The organism is Glycocaulis sp., assembly GCF_050485565.1.
Taxonomy (GTDB): domain Bacteria; phylum Pseudomonadota; class Alphaproteobacteria; order Caulobacterales; family Maricaulaceae; genus Glycocaulis.
In genome coordinates, this window is the sequence record NZ_JBJHBQ010000001.1 from 159,789 (window position 1) to 178,218 (window position 18,430).

17 protein-coding genes and 2 tRNA genes are annotated in these 18,430 nt (G+C 63.8%); 3 read left to right on the plus strand and 16 right to left on the minus strand.

Annotated features, from left to right (window positions below):
* Positions 1 to 13 precede the first annotated feature (13 nt).
* The 4 genes from ACQ5ID_RS00715 to ACQ5ID_RS00730 form a co-directional block, all read right to left on the minus strand.
* Complete coding sequence (locus ACQ5ID_RS00715) at positions 14 to 523, minus strand: bactofilin family protein (protein ID WP_429910563.1); 510 nt, start codon at positions 521 to 523, stop codon at positions 14 to 16.
* Between the two features lie 213 nt (positions 524 to 736).
* Complete coding sequence (locus ACQ5ID_RS00720; protein WP_429910564.1) at positions 737 to 1,150, minus strand: hypothetical protein; 414 nt, start codon at positions 1,148 to 1,150, stop codon at positions 737 to 739.
* Between the two features lie 155 nt (positions 1,151 to 1,305).
* Positions 1,306 to 4,452 carry an efflux RND transporter permease subunit gene (locus tag ACQ5ID_RS00725; RefSeq protein ID WP_429910565.1) on the minus strand — a complete coding sequence of 1,049 codons (3,147 nt, stop codon included), beginning with the start codon at positions 4,450 to 4,452 and terminating at the stop codon, positions 1,306 to 1,308.
* A gap of 3 nt (positions 4,453 to 4,455) precedes the next feature.
* Complete coding sequence (locus tag ACQ5ID_RS00730; protein ID WP_429910566.1) at positions 4,456 to 5,517, minus strand: efflux RND transporter periplasmic adaptor subunit; 1,062 nt, start codon at positions 5,515 to 5,517, stop codon at positions 4,456 to 4,458.
* 252 nt (positions 5,518 to 5,769) lie between these two features.
* On the opposite strand from ACQ5ID_RS00730, the gene ACQ5ID_RS00735 reads away from it, so the two are divergent.
* On the plus strand, positions 5,770 to 6,999 hold the full coding sequence (locus ACQ5ID_RS00735; RefSeq protein WP_429910567.1) for an MFS transporter: 1,230 nt from the start codon (positions 5,770 to 5,772) through the stop codon (positions 6,997 to 6,999).
* Positions 7,000 to 7,139: 140 nt separating this feature from the next.
* Here ACQ5ID_RS00735 and ACQ5ID_RS00740 read toward each other — a convergent pair.
* Positions 7,140 to 7,215, minus strand: a tRNA-Phe gene (locus ACQ5ID_RS00740).
* Positions 7,216 to 7,412: 197 nt separating this feature from the next.
* Between ACQ5ID_RS00740 and ACQ5ID_RS00745 the strand changes: the two genes are divergently transcribed.
* The gene (locus tag ACQ5ID_RS00745; RefSeq protein WP_429910568.1) at positions 7,413 to 10,094 is read left to right on the plus strand and encodes a TonB-dependent receptor domain-containing protein; all 2,682 of its coding nucleotides are present in this window, start codon (positions 7,413 to 7,415) and stop codon (positions 10,092 to 10,094) included.
* A gap of 229 nt (positions 10,095 to 10,323) precedes the next feature.
* Here ACQ5ID_RS00745 and lpdA read toward each other — a convergent pair whose 3' ends face one another.
* The 10 genes from lpdA to ACQ5ID_RS00795 all read right to left on the minus strand — a co-directional run bounded on the left by lpdA (position 10,324) and on the right by ACQ5ID_RS00795 (position 16,977).
* Positions 10,324 to 11,745: a dihydrolipoyl dehydrogenase gene (lpdA, locus tag ACQ5ID_RS00750; protein WP_429910569.1), complete on the minus strand. Its 1,422-nt coding sequence runs from the start codon at positions 11,743 to 11,745 to the stop codon at positions 10,324 to 10,326.
* Between the two features lie 192 nt (positions 11,746 to 11,937).
* Positions 11,938 to 12,114: a DNA gyrase inhibitor YacG gene (locus ACQ5ID_RS00755; RefSeq protein ID WP_429910570.1), complete on the minus strand. Its 177-nt coding sequence runs from the start codon at positions 12,112 to 12,114 to the stop codon at positions 11,938 to 11,940.
* Complete coding sequence (locus tag ACQ5ID_RS00760) at positions 12,111 to 13,169, minus strand: ribonuclease E/G (protein ID WP_429910571.1); 1,059 nt, start codon at positions 13,167 to 13,169, stop codon at positions 12,111 to 12,113. The genes ACQ5ID_RS00755 and ACQ5ID_RS00760 overlap by 4 nt, the downstream gene beginning before the upstream one ends.
* Entirely contained in the window at positions 13,169 to 13,759 is a 591-nt protein-coding gene (locus ACQ5ID_RS00765; RefSeq protein ID WP_429910572.1) for a Maf family protein, read from the minus strand. Before ACQ5ID_RS00765 ends, ACQ5ID_RS00760 begins: the two co-directional genes overlap by 1 nt.
* A gap of 10 nt (positions 13,760 to 13,769) precedes the next feature.
* A complete protein-coding gene (gene infA / locus ACQ5ID_RS00770) occupies positions 13,770 to 13,988 on the minus strand; it encodes a translation initiation factor IF-1 (RefSeq protein ID WP_019961978.1) in 219 nt (72 codons plus the stop codon).
* A 133-nt stretch (positions 13,989 to 14,121) separates the two neighbouring features.
* Positions 14,122 to 14,541 carry a low molecular weight phosphatase family protein gene (locus tag ACQ5ID_RS00775; protein ID WP_429910573.1) on the minus strand — a complete coding sequence of 140 codons (420 nt, stop codon included), beginning with the start codon at positions 14,539 to 14,541 and terminating at the stop codon, positions 14,122 to 14,124.
* Positions 14,538 to 15,023 (minus strand): UPF0262 family protein, encoded by a 486-nt coding sequence (locus ACQ5ID_RS00780; protein WP_429910574.1) that lies wholly within the window; start codon positions 15,021 to 15,023, stop codon positions 14,538 to 14,540. Before ACQ5ID_RS00780 ends, ACQ5ID_RS00775 begins: the two co-directional genes overlap by 4 nt.
* Positions 15,020 to 15,469, minus strand: a complete 450-nt coding sequence (locus ACQ5ID_RS00785) for a DUF2948 family protein (protein ID WP_429910575.1) — start codon at positions 15,467 to 15,469, stop codon at positions 15,020 to 15,022. The genes ACQ5ID_RS00780 and ACQ5ID_RS00785 overlap by 4 nt, the downstream gene beginning before the upstream one ends.
* A complete protein-coding gene (gene murA / locus ACQ5ID_RS00790) occupies positions 15,466 to 16,734 on the minus strand; it encodes a UDP-N-acetylglucosamine 1-carboxyvinyltransferase (protein ID WP_429910576.1) in 1,269 nt (422 codons plus the stop codon). Before murA ends, ACQ5ID_RS00785 begins: the two co-directional genes overlap by 4 nt.
* Before the next feature lie 72 nt (positions 16,735 to 16,806).
* Complete coding sequence (locus ACQ5ID_RS00795; protein ID WP_429910577.1) at positions 16,807 to 16,977, minus strand: hypothetical protein; 171 nt, start codon at positions 16,975 to 16,977, stop codon at positions 16,807 to 16,809.
* Between the two features lie 237 nt (positions 16,978 to 17,214).
* Here ACQ5ID_RS00795 and ACQ5ID_RS00800 point away from each other — a divergent pair.
* Positions 17,215 to 17,289, plus strand: a tRNA-Thr gene (locus ACQ5ID_RS00800).
* A gap of 34 nt (positions 17,290 to 17,323) precedes the next feature.
* Here the strand turns inward: ACQ5ID_RS00800 and ACQ5ID_RS00805 are convergent.
* Positions 17,324 to 18,418 carry a beta family protein gene (locus ACQ5ID_RS00805; RefSeq protein WP_429910578.1) on the minus strand — a complete coding sequence of 365 codons (1,095 nt, stop codon included), beginning with the start codon at positions 18,416 to 18,418 and terminating at the stop codon, positions 17,324 to 17,326.
* Positions 18,419 to 18,430 lie beyond the last annotated feature (12 nt).

The window sequence follows — 18,430 nt, forward strand, 5'->3', positions numbered from 1 at the left end:
GCCGGTGCGCAGATCAGGATTCGCTGTCGCTGCTATCGCTGGCCGCCGGTGTATCAGCCGGCTTCGGGGCCGAACCCGTGTCACGGGCCGATTGCGAGATCGCAGAGCGCAGATTGCTCAACGAAGAGCTGCCCTCGGTGCGCGTGGCGCGCCCTTGCGTGTTGATCTGACCAATCAGCTGGGCGCCTTCATGGGCTTCCAGCGAGCCATAGGTGATCTGACCCTCAATGCGGCCGGCTTCGCGGATGGTCAGCTTGCCGGACAGCACCAGCGTGTCTTCCACACTGCCCATGATATCAGCGGTTTCGCTGGAGATGTCGCCTGCGACATGCCCTTTCTCGCCGACGATCAGGTGTACCGCGCGCAGCTTGCCGCTGAACTGGCCGTCAATGCGGGCCGCGCCGTCGACATCGAGGACAGCCCCTTCCACGGAGCATTTTTCGCCCATGAAGAAGGCGAGTTCTTCGCCATTGTCGGGAATGCCAATCTTGGCAGGTTTGGAAGTGGTAGAGGAATTGCTCATGAGGGGACCCCAGCTCTTTTGTGATTTATCGCAGTGCTAGCCGATAGGCGGGTACTTATCCAGCACCGGACTGAGTGCAAGAGCAAGCCCCTGACACCATTATTAACAACTAGGTGGAGTCCCGCCGCTGGCATACCCGCGAGGTGCTCGCGCCAAACTCAGGCGCCTGAGCCGGGCAGCGCAGCGCGCGCCCAGGTGATTCCCCTGCCCTGGCTAGTTCACACCGCGCAGGAACTGATTGGCGCTATTGGGAATGCAGGGCTGGCCGTTAAAGGCGGAATTGAAGGTGCCGTAAACCACGCCATAGCTGCCGGGCCGGGTCGTCGAGGTATAGCCCCGGCCATTATTGGCCCAGGCCGGACACAGATTGGCCGCCGGCGCGTAGACGGGCGCCGGTGAATAATAACCAGATTGATGACCCGGATAGCTGCCAGCGGGACGCTCTGCATATCGGCGTATCGCGGCGCGCTGGCGCGCCAGGCAGGCGCTGTCATACCCGGCAAAGCTGCCATCGTGCCGGTAGACCGAGCACAGCTCGTAATCGCCGGGAGACAGGCTCTGGGCTTCAGCCATATCGGCGAATGCCAGCGTGGCAAGGCCGATAGCTCCCATACACAACCGAAACATGAGCACGACTCCCAATCCGCTAAACCTGTTCTGACGGCGCAGCAGTCAGCGTGAGCATCGGCACATGAACACGCGCTGAACGCAACCGACCGCCGGCGAATTGCCCACGCTGGCTTGCGAGAGACACGCACAGCCAGGTTTGCGGCATGCGCGGGTCACCGCCCCGTCATCAGCGATGTCAGCCTGCGTGAGGTGCCGTCCACGATCAGGTAGAGGCTGGGGATCACGAGCAGGGTGAGCACGGTCGCTACCAGAAGCCCGCCGATCACGGCGAGCGCCAGCGGCTGCATGATCTCTCCGCCCGGCCCGGCACCGAAGGCCAGTGGCGACATGCCAAGCGCTGTGGTGGCTGTGGTCATCAGAACGGGCCGCAGGCGCGCCGTGCCTGCAGAGACCACCGCACGCGCCGGTGACAGGCCACGCTCCCGGCGGCCCTTCTCGATATATTCCACCAGCAGGATGGCATTGTTGACCACAATGCCGATCAGCAGGATCGCGCCGATCATTACCGGCGCGGACAGAGGCGTGCCGGTCAGCACCAGTGCCAGCACCACCCCGGTTATCGCCAGCGGTGCGGTCGCGAGGATAACCAGCGGATTGGAGACGCGCTCATACTGCACGGCCATCACCACGAAGACGAGGAAGAGGGCGAGCAGGACAACGGTGGTCAGCTCCCGGTTGGTTTCCTGAATGGTTTGCCACTGGCCTTCGAAGACGAGGCCGATCTCGTCTGGCAGGTCCATGTCTGCCAGCCGCCCCTCGACCTCCTCCATCACCGTGGAAACATCGGAGACGGCGGTATTGATCTCGCCATTCACCCGCACCACGCGGTTCTGGTTATCGCGCTCGATATGGGCAGGACCGGCGCCAAGGCTGATCGTGGCGACATCGCCAAGGCGCACCGGTGCACCTTGGGGGCGGAAGAGGATCAGGTTGGCGAGCGCCGTGCTATCGCCGGTCTGGCTGCGTGGCAGGCGCACGCGCAGCTCGTATTCCTGCGCATCGGCCATGAAGCGGGTCGGTACCGCGCCATCGACCGCAGCACGCACGGCTGCGCCGATCTCGGAGGTACGAAGGCCCAGCGCGGCCGCTCGTTCGGTGTCCACGCTGATGCGCATGAGCGGGCTTTCATCCTCGCGGCCAACTTCTACACCTTCGAGGCCGCGGATGCCCTGCAGGCGTGCGCTGATCTGGCGCGCGGCCTGGCGGGAGATGGTGAGGTCCTCGCCAACCACCGAGATGGAGAAACTGCCCTCGCCGGGGCCGAAATTGAGCCCTGAGATCGACGGTGGGCGGACCCAGATGCGCGCGCCGGGAATATCGAGGGCCTCAAGGGCCTCGCGCATGTTCGCGACCCACACACCGGCGGGCATTTCAGGCCGCTCGCGCGCATCGGTCAGCTGCACCCGGATATTGGACGTGCCGGGGCGTTCATTGACGATGCCGCCGCCCAGATGTCCGCCAACCAGCGTGAACATGGACTGCACATACGGGTCCGCGCCCAGAACCGCTTCGATCTGCCGGGCGGCAGCGTCGGTCTCGTGTGGCGGGCTGCCCGGCGGCAGGGACAAGCGCACAGAGACCTGGCCATCATCGACTTGCGGCAGAAACTCCGTGCCAAGATTGGAGCCCAGCCAGAGCGATCCGGCAAAAACCGCGAGGGCCGCGGCGATGACGGCTGCCCGCCAGCGCAGCAGGCGCGGCAGCACACGCCGGTAGCGGCGGCGCAGGAACTGCACACCGCCATCGAAGGCCCGGATCGGGCGTGATCTTGCCAACCCGCTTTCGAACCGCGCACGGCTGACAAGCACGGCCAGCATCGGGGTGAGGGTGAGCGCGGCGGCGAGCGTAGCGATGATGGCAAAGGAGATGGTCAGCATCAGCTCGCGGAAGATGAGCGCGGCGAGGCCGGTAATCAGCAGGAAGGGCACCACGGCGGCGAGATTGGTTAGCGTGCCTGCGATGATCGCACCGGCCACTTCGCCTGCCCCGTCATGAGCCGCGCGCTCCGGGTCCTTGCCCAGCTCCTGCCGGTGCCGGTGAATGTTTTCCAGCATGACGATGGAGTTATCGAGCAGGAGGCCGACACCGAGCGCCAGCCCGCCCAGCGAAATGATGTTCAGGGTCAGCCCGCCCAGCCCCATCATCACGAACGTGGCCAGAAGGGCGATGGGTATGGCCAGCCCGATCACGAAGCTGCGCCGCAGGCTGCCCAGGAAGAAGAGGACAAACACCATGGCCAGCACACCGCCCAGAATGGCGGCGCTCGCTACCGAGCTGACGGCGGACCGGATGAAAAAGGCCGTGTCGCCGATCACCTCGAAGACGATATCGTCAGGGATGAAGCCGGAGCGGGATAGCTGGCCGATGGCGTCATTGATCTCGTCGACGACCTCGACCGTGTTGGCGCCGGGCAGTTTGAAAACGGAAACCTGCACGGCAGGCGTGCCGTCGAGCCTGGCAAACAGGCGCTGCGCGCGATGGCCGTCGCGCACCTCGGCCAGCTCTGACAATGGAATGCGCCGTCCATTCCCGCTCGGCAGGTTGATCAGCACATTGGCGACATCTTCAGCGGAGGTGAAAAGCCCGTCGGTCTTGGCCATGACATCAAAGCTGGCGGACGTTACCCAGCCTGCAGCGATATCGACATTTTCATCGGCCAGCGCGTCGATCACGTCCTGCATGGACAGGCCGTAGGAGGCCAGCCGGTCCTGATCGACCAGAACCTCCATCTCGCGCACCTGACCGCCCGCCGCTTCCACGCCGGACACCCCGCCAATAGCCAGAAGCTGGGGCGCGAGACGGCGTTCCACCCATTCATTCACCTCAACTTGCGAGCGGGTGGGGGAGCTGAAGCCGGCTGTCCAGACCGGAGCCTGGGACGGGTCACGCTTGTAGATACGCGGCGGCTCGATACCCGGCGGCAGCTGGGTACGCGCCAGCTCCAGATAGCGCGACGCATCCTGGAGGGCGATATCGAGATTGGTGCCGTAATCGAAGTGCAGATTGACGTTCGTGCGGCCTTCCGACGCCCGGCTGTCTATCCGGATAAGGTTCTCGGTGGCAGCCAGATTGCTTTCCAGCACCCGCGTGATCTGCTGCTCCATCACTTCGGGAGCGGCGCCCGGATAGTTCACCGTCACGGTGATCTGCGGGTATTCGATCCGGGGCAGGAGATCGACGGGCAGGCGGGTAACAAAGAACAGGCCCAGCACCAGCACGACAGATGCAATCGCCAGCGTGCCGACCGGCCTGCGTATGGCGTGATGGACGATGCCGCCACGCTGGGAAGGCTCAGCCATCGGCTAGCCCCTCCATCCGACGATCCGCACAAGCTGGCCCTCGGTAAGCTCGGACGGGTTGGTCGCCAGCACCACCTCGCCCTCTTCCAGCCCGGAGACAATCTCGACCCAGTCGCCGCGTGCGACGCCGCGTTCCACCACGCGGTATTCCAGCCGGTCATCGGTGATCACGAACAGATAGTCTACGTCATCCTCGTGCTCGAGCGCAGTCACCGGCGCAGCGATCACATCGGGCCGCGGGTCAATCGCCATACGGACCCGGCCGAGAAAGCCGGGGCGGACCCCGCGCGTCTCCGATCCTTCTGGCAGGGCGATCTCCACGGTGACAAGGCGTGTATCGGCCTCGGCCGTCGGGAAGATGCGCCTTATCGTACCCTCCACGCTATTGCCCGGCATGGCATCAAGCAGGATTGGCGCGGACTGTCCCGGGCGAAGATGGACCACATCCAGCTCGGAGACACCGATGCGCATGACGAGAAGGTCCATCGCGGTCAGTTCAAACAGAGGGTCCTGTGCCTGCACGCCCTCGCCGGGTTCGACATGGCGCGCTGTCACGACCGCATTCATTGGCGCGCGCACCTCTCCAAACCCGATGCGGGTAGACCACACAGCGGCATCGCGCTCGGCCACCTGAAGTTCAAGGCGCGCCGCTTCGTAGTCCGCCGTGGCCATCGTCCCGCGCTCGCGTAGCTGCGAGGCGCGTTCATAGGCGCGGCGGGCCTGTTCCCGCTGGGCTTCGATGCGGGCGAGTTCAGCGCGCTGCTCGCTCATATCGATACGCGCCAGAAGCGCTCCGGCCTCGACACGGTCTCCCGCTTCGACGAGCACGTCATCGACGATCCCGGCCGTGCGGCTCGCCAGGCGTGAACGTGAATAGGGTTCAACGACCGCAGAGGTGGCGAGCTGGCGTGACAGATCGCGCCGGATGATCTCCGACGCCGCGACGGGCTGGCGGTATTCGCCCCGTCCTCCGCTGGAGCCGTTTTCAGCCGCGCTGTCGGAGCCGCACGCGCCAAGCAGCAGCATGGCAGCTGCAAGCAGACTTATCGGGGCGGTCCTGATCATCGGCGCTCCGTCAGCGGGTAGCCTTGTGATGGGGTAGCGCGCGGGTCAGCAAGCTACGCGAGCAGCGCCCTGCAAGCGGGCGTCAGCGCTATACTGTCGTCCTTCAGCCCTGAGTTTCAAGGTTTTGCCGGTGCTCATAACGCAAGCGTTATGTCGCCACGGGCTTTCAGGCGGAGCGAGGCAGGCACCTTTCACCCGTCGGCAGGTGCCGCTAAAGCTAGCATCTGGAACCCACACACAGGCGGTCCGCACATGTGGCTTTTTATACGTTCCAATGCGCGCTGGCTCGGCGCGGGGGTGATCCTCACCTTCCTATCCTCTTTCGGTCAGACCTTCTTCATCGGACTGTCGGGCAATGCGCTGCGCGAGGAGTTCGCCCTGTCAGAGGGCGGGTTCGGCCTGCTCTATATGGCGGCCACGCTGGCCAGCGCGGTCAGCCTGCCCTTCGTAGGGCGTTTGCTGGATTACATGCCTGCCTGGAAAGTGGCCGCCTTCTCCATGCCGGGGCTGGCGGCGGCGTGTCTGCTGGTCGTCATTGCGCCTCATGTGGCCGTCCTCGCCATCGCCATCTGGCTATTGCGCCTGTTCGGACAGGGCATGATGACCCATATCGCGCTCACCCAGACAGGCCGCTGGTTCGCGGCCAGCCGCGGACGAGCCGTGTCCCTCGTAGTGCCCGGTCACCAGCTGGGCGAGGCCGCCCTGCCAATACTCTTCGTTTCGCTTGCAGCCCTGCTGGGTTGGCAGGGTGCATGGACCGCCTCGGCGCTTTTCATCCTCGTCATGCTGCCGGTGATGGTCTGGCTGCTGAGAGAGGACCGCATACCCGAAAACCCGTACGGTGAAGCGGGGCCCGGCTCGCAGCAGCGTCAATGGACGCGCGCCGAAGTTCTGCGCGACCCGGTATTCTACCTGTTGCTGACCGGCGTGCTGGCCCCGCCCTTTATCGGCACCACCATCTTTTTCCATCAGGGCCATTTCATCGAATTGCGCGGCTATGACCCTCTGGTCTTTGCCAGCGCGTTTCCGCTGATGGCGGTGACGACGATTGTTTTCGGTCTGGTGTGCGGCGCGCTGATCGACCGGTTTGGCGCAGTAAGAATACTGCCCTTCTTCCTCACGCCGCTGACCATAGCCAGCCTCACGGCAGGGCTCCTGACGCCTGTATGGGGCGTCTATCTCTTCATGTTTCTGGTCGGGGTGAGCTATGGCTTTACCGCAACCCTGCTCGGCGCGCTCTGGCCGGAAGTGTATGGCGTCACGCATCTCGGCGGGGTGCGTGCCATCATCGTTTCGGCGATGGTGCTCTCCACCGCTATCGGCCCCGGTCTGACCGGCGTGCTGATCGACCAGGGCATCAATCTGCCAACCCAGCTGATCTTCATGGCCGGGTGGTGTGTCGCCGCGAGCGTATGTCTGGCCTTCGGGTCGCGGGTGATCCGGCGGCGCCAGCCTGGCTTCCAAAGCGCCGCTAAAACCTAAATCCGTGCAGCATGGAGCTGCCGGGTGTGCGTGTAACGCATTGTAATTGCTTGTTCCCGTGCCGCATCGTGCAGCAAGTCGAAAGCCGACCCACCTGGAGCGAGGCCCGTCGAAAAGCTTCAATTTTACAAGAGGTTGCGTGGTGCCCAGGGCCGGAATCGAACCAGCGACACGCGGATTTTCAATCCGCTGCTCTACCAACTGAGCTACCTGGGCACACTCCGGCAAACCGGAAGAGCGCGGTTTATAGGGCCGGTTTTTGCCCCTGTCCATGGGGGGTGGCGCATCTTGCGCCCACGCTTTGCACATGAACACGGCGTGCTATGTGAACGCCCGTCACGCCTTGCCCCGCGCCAATACCGCTGCTAACCGGCTCTTCCCGACCCGTTCCCTGCCTGACGAGACTTATTCCCATGCAAGCCATCCTTAGCGGCCTTCTGGCCAGCACTGCCCTGTGCGCCTTTACACAAACCACACTGGCACAGGACGCCGACGCGCCGCGCGAGATCATCACCATCACCGGTGGCCGGGCACCGGGCGCGCTGGCGGCAGACCGGCCCGTCTCCACAATCAGCCGCGAGGCAATCGACGCGGCAGGCTTTGCGCGTATCGGCGAGGCGCTGGTCTTCCAGACCTTCGTGACGGGTTCGGAATTCAATGAAGACCCCGGCACCCAGAACGACACTTCCGGCACGTCGAACGTAAATTTGCGCGGGCTCGGCCTTGGCGCGACGCTGGTGCTGGTCAACGGCCAGCGCCAGACCGTGGCGAGCGTCGCGGCAGACGATGGCTCCAGCTTTGTCGATTTCAACGCCCTGATGCCCTCGCTGGCGATAGAACGGGTGGAAATCCTGCGTGATGGTGCCTCGCCGGTCTATGGGGCCGACGCAGTCGCGGGTGTCATCAATGTCATCACACGCGACCGGTTTGAAGGCGTTGAAACCTTTGCTGAATGGCGCGGACCGACGGAGTTTTCCGGCTCCGGCGCAGGATACACGCTAGGCGCCATTGCAGGGCGCGCGCTCGGCAACTGGCATGTTACCGGCGCTATCGAGTGGTTTGACCGGGAGGGGCTGGAAGGGTTTGAAACCCCGTTTGCGCCCGGCACGGGCCTGTCTTCGCTCGGCCAGCCCGGCGCCTTCTACATCCTTGCGCCCGGCGGCGGGTTTGAAGTGACCAATGCGAGCGGCGGCCCGGCCCCCGTACTCGACCCTGATTGCGTGGCAGCGGGCGGACGGCCCATGGCGACGGGCGCGCAGACGCCCTTCGGCCAGACCGGCTTTTGCGGGCTGGATTTCGGCCAGTTCTTCTCGGTGCTGACCGACGAGGAGCGGCTGTCGGGCTTTGCCGCGCTTTCGGGTGATTTTGGCGATACGCGCCTGACATTCCGGCTCGCGGGCAGTGCGCAGAATGTGGAGCGCGGCAACTCACCCTCGCTGGCAAACCTTCGGTTTCCCGCCATCTCCGCCAGTCACCCTGCCAATCCCTTTGGGCGCGATGTGATCTGGCTTGGGCGTCCGCTGGGCGAGCGTGCGGGCGCGGCGCGGCGCGCGTTCGAGCACCGCACCTGGCGCGCCGAAGCCAGCCTTGAGCATGATATGCAGGCTCTGAACCGCGACTGGAGCTTAAGCGCCGATCTGACTTACTCGCGCAACAGCTTGCGGGCGACGATCACCGATACGCTGGCGGATAATTTCGATGCCGCGATTCTCGGCTTTGGCGGGGCGGACTGCCCCGTGCGCACGCCAGGGCAAGGCGTGGCGGCAGGCGACCAGTCGCAGGGCTGCTTCTTCTTCAACCCGTTTGGCTCTGGCGGGCTCGTTACCGATCCCACCGACCCGCGCTATAATGACCCCGCCGTTATCAGCTACTTGATCGGCGAGAACATCCGCCATTCCCACGCTGACCTCGTGACGGGCGAATTCTCCGCCGCAACGGATGCGCTCTTCACCCTGCCCGCCGGGCCGGTTTCGGCGGCGTTCGGCGCGCATCTGCGCCGGGAAAGCTACCGCGTTGACCATGGCGATGATTTCAACGCGGATAATTTCCTCTTCATCGTCGGCGGGCCGGATTATGCGGGCGCACGCAGCGCACAGGCACTCTTCGCCGATGCGATCGTGCCGCTGACGCGAGCCCTTCGCCTGCAGCTCGCCGCGCGCCATGAGCGTCAGGGTGATTTTTCCTCCACTGACCCGCGCGTAGCGGCGGCCTTTGATGTGACAGACGCGCTCACCTTGCGCGCCTCCTGGTCGCGCTCCTACCGCGCGCCGTCCTTGCATCAGGAAGTCTCTGCCACGACCACGCTGCAATCGCTGACCATCGGCACGCAGGCTTTGTTCCGCCCGGTGCGAACGGTCGGCAATGCGGACCTTGATCCCGAGCGCGCGCAGACGTTCTCGGCTGGTCTCTCGGCGCGCTTTGCAGGCATCAGCGCGACGCTGGACGGCTGGCGGGTGCGCTATGAGGATCTGATCGTGCGCGAAAGCGCCAATGCGATCATCGCCGCCGATCTGGCGGATAACGGCCAGTTTGACGATCCGCGTATCGAGCTGTCTCCGGCGGGCGATGTGGTGCTGGTGCGTGCCGCCTTCGTGAACGCGCCGCGCGTTGATGCGTCGGGTATCGATCTGGCCCTGCGCGGTGATCCGCTCGATCTGGCGGGCGGATCGTTGGGGTGGGGCGTCGATGCCAGCTGGATTGGCGAGTTCGTGATTGTCGATCCTGTGCTGAACCGCCAGATCGACGCGCTGGGAAGCCGCAACTTCACCAATTTCGCCCGCTCGGTGCCGGACTGGCGTGCCAGCGCCTATCTCGACTGGAGCCGGGAGGCGTTCGGCGTCCGCGCGGGCGTGCGCCACATTGCCGGTTACCGCAATGATGAGGGCGCGGGCAGCGATGTGGAGAGCTGGACCGTGCTCGACCTGCAGGGCCGCTATACGCTCGATCTCTCTGGCACGGCCCTGACCTTCACCGCAGGCGCGCTGAACATCACTGATGAGGCTGCGCCCTTCGTCCCGACGCCTCTGGGCTATGACACCAAGGTGCATGATCCGCGCGGGCGGGTGGCCTATGTGCGCGTGGGGGCAAGATTTTAGATTCCCTATTCCTCGTCATTCCAGAAAGCCCGTCAGGGCTTATCTGGAACCCAGTCGCTCATAAATTATCTGGGTTCCGGGTCTACGCTGCGCTTCGCCCGGAATGACGAGAGGTGGTTTCTCCCCCCGCCTGCGGGGGGAGTGGCCCAAAGGGCCGAGGGGGGTGTCGAAACACGCCCCCCTCCGTCAGCTTCGCTGACACCTCCCCCGTGAACGGGGGAGGAAAAAGCTAAGCCGGTATATGGATCGGATGGCCCAGCGCCGCGAGGGCGCTTTCGGCAAAGCCTTCGGTCAGCGTCGGGTGGACGTGGATCGTGCCGGCAATGTCTTCAAGGCGGGTGCCCATCTCGATAGCCAGCGCAAACTCGCCTGAGAGCTCGCTGACATGCTTGCCGACCGCATGGATGCCAAGGATCACATGATCGCTCTCGCGCGCGGTGATGCGCACGAACCCGCCATCGGCCCCGCCTTCCATGGAGAGCGCGCGGCCTGAGGCGGCCAGCGGGAACTTGCCGGTGATAACGCTCTCGCCCTTCTTCTTCGCTTCGTCCGGCGTCATGCCGACCCCGACAATCTCCGGCTCGGTAAAGCACACGGCGGCGATTGCATTGGGATCAAAGCGGCGGCGATGGCCTGCGATCACTTCGGCGACGAGTTCTCCCTGAGCGGTCGCCTTGTGGGCCAGCAGCGGCTCGCCGACGAGATCGCCGATGGCGTAAACGCCGCGCATGGGCGTGCGGCACTGATCGTCGATCTTCAGGAAGGGCCCGGCCATATTGAGGCCCATAGTCTCAAGGCCCCAGCCTTCGGTGACGGGCTTGCGCCCCACCGCCACCAGAATGCGGTCGGCTTCCAGCTTCTCCGCCTTGCCGGAGGCATCCTCGAAGACGAGGAAACTCTTGCCATCTTTCTCCTCAACACCCTTGGCGCGGGCCTTGAGATGGACATTGATCTTGTGGCGTTTGAGCCATTGGGTGATCGGACGCGTCATCTCGCTGTCGTAAAGCGGCAGGATGGCGTCAGCGGCCTCAACAAAGCTGACCTCGCTGCCCATCTTGGCAAAAGCGATGCCGAGCTCCAGCCCGATATAGCCTGCACCCACGACCACCAGCTTCTTGGGCAGTTCGGTCAGCTCCAGCGCGGCCGTGGAGCCGATCACCTTGTCACCAAAGGGCAGGAAGGGCAGCTCGGTTTCTTTTGAGCCGGTGGCGAGGATCACGTTTTCAGCCTGAATGGTCAGCGTCTTGCCGTCTTCCAGCTCCACCGTGCAGGTCTTGGCGTCGGAGAATACCGCCCAGCCTGAAACAGCCTCCACCTTGGCGCTTTTGAGGAGCTGGCCGACGCCCTTGGTCAGCTTGCCAACGATGGTATCCTTCCAGGCGGTGAGGCCTGCCATGTCGAGCACGGGCGCGGTTTTGAGCGATATGCCAAGCGATCCCTCGCCCACATGCCCGGCCATTTCCTCATACTTGGAGGCGGCGTGGATGAACGCCTTGGAGGGGATGCAGCCCCGGTTGAGGCAGGTGCCGCCAAGGCCATGCTTGTCCACGATCACCGTATCAAGGCCGAGCTGGCCTGCGCGGATGGCTGCCGGATAACCGCCCGGTCCGCCGCCTACAACGAGAACCTGACATTTGCGAATATCGGCCATGGGGCTTCCTCCGTCTGGATGTTTGGCGGGTGTTTAGCGTGGCAAGGCGCATGCGGGAAGGGCGGGGGTGCGGTGAGAGTGGCCCTCGTCCTTCGAGACGTTCGCTACGCTCACCCTCAGGATGAGGGCCACTACATCTTTCCCTCATCCTTTCGGAACGCGGTGGCGCTCGAAGGACGAGGGGAAGCTAACCTACTCCCCCTCCTCCGGGGGCAGGGCATCAGGCGATACCGGCTCGCCGGGCACTGCATAGGAATTGGACAGCCATTTCTGCAGATCGAGATCGGCGCAGCGCTTCGAGCAAAAGGGCCGGAACTCATGCACTACCGGCTTGGAGCAGATCGGGCATTTGGCCTTGGCGTTCATCATACCCTCCCGGCGGCAAAGCCACGCGGCGGCAGACGGTCAGATGCTTTAAGCGTGAAGCGCGCGCCGAGCCGCGAGGCCATCGCCTTGTTCCAGCCAATGGGATCGCGGGAGAGCCAGTCATGCACGTCCGCGCCAGCTTCCAGCACGAGCTGGCTGGCGCGGTTGGCTTTGCCTTCGGTCTCCAGCGCACGCAAGGCGGCTAGGGCCGTCGTCTCTAGGCTGTCCACGCCGAAGCGCTCCCACATCTGCTCGTGCAGGGCGCGGCCGAGACGCTGACGGGCGAGCTCAACAATGGCAAAGCGCGATGAGGGCGCGATATCCACCTTGGCCGGATCATTCTTGAAGGCCGATTTCAGCGTCGCTTCGAGAGCGGTCTGATCGCCCTTCTTCTTCAGCGGCAGAAAATCGATGGCCACAACCCCGCCAATGCCGCGCAGGCGTATCTGGCGGGCGGCCTCGCGCGCGGCGGTGCGGTTCAGATCAAAGGCAAAATTGCCCTTCCCGCCCGTGCGCCCGCCCGCATCAACATCAATGGCGGTCAGCGCGGTTACAGGCTCGATGATGAGGCGTCCTCCGCCATTGAGCGGCACATCGGCTTCCAGCGCGGCATCGAACTCGGCGTCGAGATCAATAGCCGCCTTGGCGGCTTGTATGATCGGCGCATCATTTAGCCCGGACAGGCGCTCTGCCAGCGGCGGCGCAGTAAGAAGGGCTTCTGGCGCATCGCCCGGCTCCACCTCATGCAGGGTGAGCGTCGGGCCTTTTTCCTGAAACGCCTCGCGCGCGATCTGCACACCAATGCCAGCGCCTTCGTGGAAGCCGGCAGGGCGGCCCTGCGCTCCGAAGGGAAGGAAGCCATCGGGGCCACGCCCGATATCGAGGAAGGCGCCATTAAGCTGCGGCTCGATGCGGCGCACGCGGGCGCGGTAAATCTCGCCGCGAATGGCGCGGCTCTTGCGCTCGCTCCAGCGCTCCAGATGCAGCTCCACCGCGCGGTCGCCCTCAAAGATGGCGGCGCGCGTCTCGCCCACATGTTCAGCGACGATAATGCGCATCAGGACGCGCTCCCTGGACGGTAGCCAAGGCCAATGAGCAATTGGCGGGTCTCGTAGACGGGCAGGCCCATCACGCCGGTATAGCTGCCGGTGATCTGGATGATGTGCGCGCCGAACCGGCCCTGAATGCCATAGCCGCCCGCCTTGCCCTGCCATTCACCGCTGGCGATGTATTCATCGATCTCCTGCGCGCTCAGGCGTTTGACCGCTACGCGCGTCATGGAGAGGCGGCTGGACACCCGGCCATCGGGCGCGCGCACCGCCACGCCGGTAAAGACACGGTGATTGCGCCCGGAAATGAGCGCCAGGCAGGCGCGCGCTTCGTCTTCAGTTTCGGTCTTGGGCAATATGCGCCGGCCCACGCCGACCACCGTATCGCTGGCCAGTACATAGGCATCGTCATGGCCGGTAGCGGCGCTGAGCTTTCCAAGCGTCAGGCGCAGGGCCAGATCGCGCGGCAGCTCTCCTGCGCGCTCGGTCTCGTCAATATCGGTGGGGGCAATCGCGTCGGGCGGGAAGCCGATTCCCGTCAGCAGGTCACGCCTGCGCGGCGAGGCACTCGCCAGTACAAGACGCGCATCTGCGGGCATGGCTGCCGCCCTATTTGAAGCGATAGGTGATACGGCCCTTGGTCAGGTCGTAGGGCGTCATTTCAACCAGCACCTTGTCACCGGCCAGCACGCGGATGCGGTTCTTGCGCATCTTGCCGGCGGTGTGGGCAATGATCTCGTGGTCGTTTTCCAGCTTCACCCGGAAAGTGGCATTCGGCAGGAGTTCGGTGACCTCACCGGGAAACTCCAGCAATTCTTCCTTCGCCATGCAGCTCCTCTTGTCTGGCAATGGGCAGGCTTTTTCCTCGCCTTGCCGGAATCAGCCTTCGCCCCCTCGCGGCGCGTGGCGGGCTATATAGTCCCTATAGTGGGCTTACGTCGAGCCTTGGCGCAGTATTGGCTCACAAAACCACAGCATTGATGCGCGATTTCAACGCCTCGCGGATGGCGCGGTAGGCATCAAGACGGGCCTCCCGGCTGCCTTCAATCTCCGCCGGGTCGGCAAAATGCCAGTGCTCGATGCGCGCCTTTGCCGTCTGCGCCAGCTCTCTGGCCGCCTCGTCGGCTTCCGGCGCGAGGCATACCACCAGCGTGTCGGGTCCGGCGCTGACATCCTCCAGCCCTTGCGGCTCAAAGCTGGAAAGGTCCGCGCCCTCTTCGCGCATCACGGCGATCATGAACCCGTCGGCGCAACTGGCCGGTTCGATACCGCAGGACTGTACACGCGCACCCTCGCCAAACCGCGCACGCCACAGCGCCTCGGCCATGGGCGAACGCACAGAATTGCGCCCGCACACAAAGACGGCCCGGGGCGCGCTCACGCGGCTCTCCGGTGCAGGGCGACAATCAGGGTGAAGAGGCGTCTTGCCGTGTCGAAATCGACATCGATCTTGCCTTCCAGCCGCTCTTTCAGCAGCGAGGAGCCTTCATTGTGGACGCCCCTGCGGCCCATATCGACCGCCTCGATCTGGGCGAGCGAGGCATCGCGCACCGCCTCGTAATAGCTTTCGCAGATGAGGAAATAGTCCTTCAGGATGCGGCGCAGCGGCCCCAGCGAGAAGACGAACATGCGCACCGGCGTGCCGTCCTCGGCGCTGACATCGAAGACGAGGCGCTGCTCCTCGATGGCAAGGCGCAGCCGGTAGGGCCCGCCCGGCCCGTCTTCGGGCCGGAAACGATTGGCTTCGAGCAGATCGGCAATCGCCACACGGCGCTCGTGCTCGACGTTTTCTTCCGCCTTGCCGATGCTGGCGGCATCCAGCTCGATCGCGATCAGCCGGTCTTCAGGGGCGTGTTCGCTCATGGCGCGCCTTCGCTTTCATGGTCGGGACGTGCCGACGCTTTCCAGGGCGCGGACACATCGGCGAGTACCAGATCAACGCACTCCACCTCGACTTTGAGCGCGCCGCCACCGGCAAAGGTGAAGACCAGCGTGCCGGACGGGTCTTCCGCCCCGCCCGCAGGCTCAAAGGTCAGCGAGAGCAGGGAGACAAAGGCATCCGGCGCGCCCCTGCGCAAGCGCTGCGCCTTTACAGATGTGACCGAACCGATCTGCAGGCCGGAGCGTATACGCTCGCCCTTGCCAGCCGGCTTTTCCCAGCGATAGCGCGTGAAGACAGCCGTAAAGCGCCGGGCGCGGGCCTCGAATTTGAGATCAGCAATGCGCGCAATCGCGTCCTGCAGCGCAGCCGAAACCGGCGCGACATCACCCTCGTCCTGACCGATGAGGCGTAATGGCTTGCTACTCATGCCTCTTCCTTCTCCCGGCGGATATCGGCCCCGCAGGCCGACAACTTCTCCTCAAGCCGTTCAAAGCCGCGGTCAAGGTGATAAACGCGCGAGACGATGGTTTCTCCCTCCGCCGCCAGACCGGCTATCACCAGCGACACCGAAGCGCGCAGATCGGTTGCCATCACCGGCGCGCCTTTCAGGGGCGCAGGCCCGCGCACAACCGCCTCATTGCCGCGCACATCAATGCGTGCGCCCAGCCGGGTCAGCTCCGGCGCGTGCATGAAACGGTTTTCAAATATCGTCTCGCGGATGACAGACGCCCCGTCGGCCAGGCACATCAGCGCCATGAACTGGGCCTGCAGATCGGTCGGGAAGCCCGGATAGGGCGCGGTCTGCATGTCGACAGCCCTGATCGGACCATTGCGTACGATGCGCACGGAGGTTTCGCCCTCCTCCACCGTCACGCCGGCCTCGCGAAGGTCCGCCCACAGCGCCTGATTATGCGCCGGCACCATGCCGGTCAGGGTGACATCGCCGCCCGCTGCAGCTGCTGCCATGGCATAGGTGCCGGTCTCGATGCGGTCAGCCACCACAGGCCACACAGCGCCATTGAGAGAGGACACGCCCTCAATCGTGATCGTGCCGGTGCCCGCGCCGGAGACTTTCGCGCCCATGGCATTGAGGCAATTGGCCAGATCCTCGATCTCTGGCTCGCGCGCGCAGTTTTCCAGCTTTGAAGCGCCCTTCGCCAGCACGGCGGCCAGCATGGCGTGCTCGGTCGCACCCACGGAGACAAAGGGAAAGACGATATGCCCGCCCTTCAGCCCGCCTGCAGGCGCGTCTGCCAGCACATAGCCCTCTTCCAGCGTGATGTTCGCGCCCAGCGCTTCCATGGCTTTGAGATGCAAGTCCACGGGACGCGCACCGATGGCGCAGCCGCCGGGCAGGGAGACCTTCGCCTTGCCCTCGCGCGCCAGCAGCGGCCCCAGCACGTTGAAGGTCGCGCGCATCTTGCGCACCAGATCATAAGGGGCGGTGGTGCCGGTGAGATCTGCGGCCGTGAGGCTCAGCCGGTTGCCCGCCTGTTCTTCAGCCCTCACGCCCAGATGGGCCAGAAGATGAGCCATGAAACGCGTATCGGCCAGGCGCGGCATGTTCTCGAGCAGGAGCTCGCCTTCGGTCAGAAGGCATGCCGCCATCAGCTTCAGGGCCGAGTTTTTCGCGCCGGAAACCGGAATGGTGCCGGAAAGCGGCTGTTTCCCGCGAATGACAATGCGATCCATGAAAACGGTCCTGAAAACGGGTGAGGCAAGGCGGCAATACGCCTGCCATGTAGGATGGGGCTCAGCCCTATCCTAGCCCTGACCGGCGGGCTTTGTGCCAGTCGTTTTTTCAGCGCCGCCTTTCGCCGGTCTGGCGGCTGCCTTGCGCCGGCGCAGATTGGCGCGCAATGCCTCGGCCAGACGTGCTTCGCGGCTGTCTGATCCGGCCGGCGGGCGAGAGCCCTTATCGGATTTTTTGGTCATGGGCTGTCTGTGCCATTTCCTGTTGTCATCCCCCGCTTGATGCGGGGGATCCATTCCTCATCGGAATGAGAAAGCGGAACTTGTCAGGCATGGGTGGCCCGGACAAGCCGGGCCATGACAATGATGGGGCATTACTCCCCCTGCAACAACCGCAAGCGCGCCCTTGGCGGGCGGCAAAACTTGGGCTATACGCCCCGCTCCGGTAGGGCAGGCCTCGCGCGCTGCCCGGCACCGAAGGCCGCTATAGCTCAGGGGTAGAGCGTTCCCTTGGTAAGGGAGAGGTCGAGTGTTCAATTCACTCTAGCGGCACCATTTTTCTGATCGAACGCCTCGATGGCAGCGGCCGCTAGAATGGCAAGATTTCCTGTTCTTCGATTTTGGCAGCAGCTGAATCAGAGAACTGTATGCCCCGCGAAGCTCCGAGTTGCCTAATTACCTGAGTTATGTGATGCGCGGTGTTTAGCTCCCGCCATGTCGATGCGTTCCCAGGCCCGCAAAGACCATGAGCAATTTTGTTAATTTGATTGTCAGCATACGAAAACGACGGGCTGACGAACTCTTTCATTGCAACCAGTCTCTGGCAAACCTCTCGCATAACTGATTGGTCTGTGCCTTCAGACGCGCCACGGACAACAACACAATCAGTTGTGCCGGTGAACCGAATGTGTCGGATCGCCCTGGCTCCGCCCTTCCGAGGAAAGACGATTTTGGACGAGTCGGCACCATAGTCTCCAAACATGAGCTGTCCGGGAGCCAAAGAACACTCCTGTGCCGCCTCGTTGAACACTCTCCACTCATCCCGTGGGACGCGAAACTCACCACCAGCGTCCGCAGGGTTCCAACTTGGAAACGATGAACCTTGGAACACTATCCGACCCCATCTGGCGAAAGCGCTAGCCTGTTCGAATATCTGCGCGACGGACCCAGCAACACCCTCGATCTCGAGAGGGGCCCCTGCGAAATCAATGAACAAAGTGCAGTCCTCGGGGGAACAGTTCAGCCGGCGAAGAGCGACCAAGCACTTCTCAATTTCATCAAGATTCTGATATGCGACCAGAATTCCCAAACGGGGAAAAATCGGCTTCAATGCACGCCTAACAAACGGCCCTTCAATATCACTGGGAGAAAGTAGCGCGGTAATTTGTGGGTTTCGTGATTGAGCAACCGCATAAAGACGGACCAAACCCGCCTGTCCAAGAGTAAGCGCCACGTACTTCGCATCCAGATACGCAACCCCTGATGCCCAGTGCTTCCCAATACGTTCAGCGGTGAGGTAAGCAAGTTCATCAGCCGAAAGCGGGCGACCCTTCTCCGGATCAACGTCCTTGAGCGATGGAATAATAAACCTTGGCTCCAAATGCTTCCGGATATCGGGGGCAACTCTTGCGGCAGCCAAATACTCGCCTTGTTTGAAGCGCAGCGCGGGAGAATACCAGAACATGGGACTTCCTCT

What these genes read in the sequence shown, in the direction of transcription:
- ACQ5ID_RS00715 (WP_429910563.1), bottom strand. Translation starts at nt 523, where the DNA reads ATGAGCAATTCCTCTACCACTTCCAAACCTGCCAAGATTGGCATTCCC.
- ACQ5ID_RS00720 (WP_429910564.1), bottom strand. Translation starts at nt 1,150, where the DNA reads ATGTTTCGGTTGTGTATGGGAGCTATCGGCCTTGCCACGCTGGCATTC.
- ACQ5ID_RS00725 (WP_429910565.1), bottom strand. Translation starts at nt 4,452, where the DNA reads ATGGCTGAGCCTTCCCAGCGTGGCGGCATCGTCCATCACGCCATACGC.
- ACQ5ID_RS00730 (WP_429910566.1), bottom strand. Translation starts at nt 5,517, where the DNA reads ATGATCAGGACCGCCCCGATAAGTCTGCTTGCAGCTGCCATGCTGCTG.
- ACQ5ID_RS00735 (WP_429910567.1), top strand. Translation starts at nt 5,770, where the DNA reads ATGTGGCTTTTTATACGTTCCAATGCGCGCTGGCTCGGCGCGGGGGTG.
- ACQ5ID_RS00745 (WP_429910568.1), top strand. Translation starts at nt 7,413, where the DNA reads ATGCAAGCCATCCTTAGCGGCCTTCTGGCCAGCACTGCCCTGTGCGCC.
- lpdA (WP_429910569.1), bottom strand. Translation starts at nt 11,745, where the DNA reads ATGGCCGATATTCGCAAATGTCAGGTTCTCGTTGTAGGCGGCGGACCG.
- ACQ5ID_RS00755 (WP_429910570.1), bottom strand. Translation starts at nt 12,114, where the DNA reads ATGATGAACGCCAAGGCCAAATGCCCGATCTGCTCCAAGCCGGTAGTG.
- ACQ5ID_RS00760 (WP_429910571.1), bottom strand. Translation starts at nt 13,169, where the DNA reads ATGCGCATTATCGTCGCTGAACATGTGGGCGAGACGCGCGCCGCCATC.
- ACQ5ID_RS00765 (WP_429910572.1), bottom strand. Translation starts at nt 13,759, where the DNA reads ATGCCCGCAGATGCGCGTCTTGTACTGGCGAGTGCCTCGCCGCGCAGG.
- infA (WP_019961978.1), bottom strand. Translation starts at nt 13,988, where the DNA reads ATGGCGAAGGAAGAATTGCTGGAGTTTCCCGGTGAGGTCACCGAACTC.
- ACQ5ID_RS00780 (WP_429910574.1), bottom strand. Translation starts at nt 15,023, where the DNA reads ATGAGCGAACACGCCCCTGAAGACCGGCTGATCGCGATCGAGCTGGAT.
- ACQ5ID_RS00785 (WP_429910575.1), bottom strand. Translation starts at nt 15,469, where the DNA reads ATGAGTAGCAAGCCATTACGCCTCATCGGTCAGGACGAGGGTGATGTC.
- murA (WP_429910576.1), bottom strand. Translation starts at nt 16,734, where the DNA reads ATGGATCGCATTGTCATTCGCGGGAAACAGCCGCTTTCCGGCACCATT.
- ACQ5ID_RS00795 (WP_429910577.1), bottom strand. Translation starts at nt 16,977, where the DNA reads ATGACCAAAAAATCCGATAAGGGCTCTCGCCCGCCGGCCGGATCAGAC.
- ACQ5ID_RS00805 (WP_429910578.1), bottom strand. Translation starts at nt 18,418, where the DNA reads ATGTTCTGGTATTCTCCCGCGCTGCGCTTCAAACAAGGCGAGTATTTG.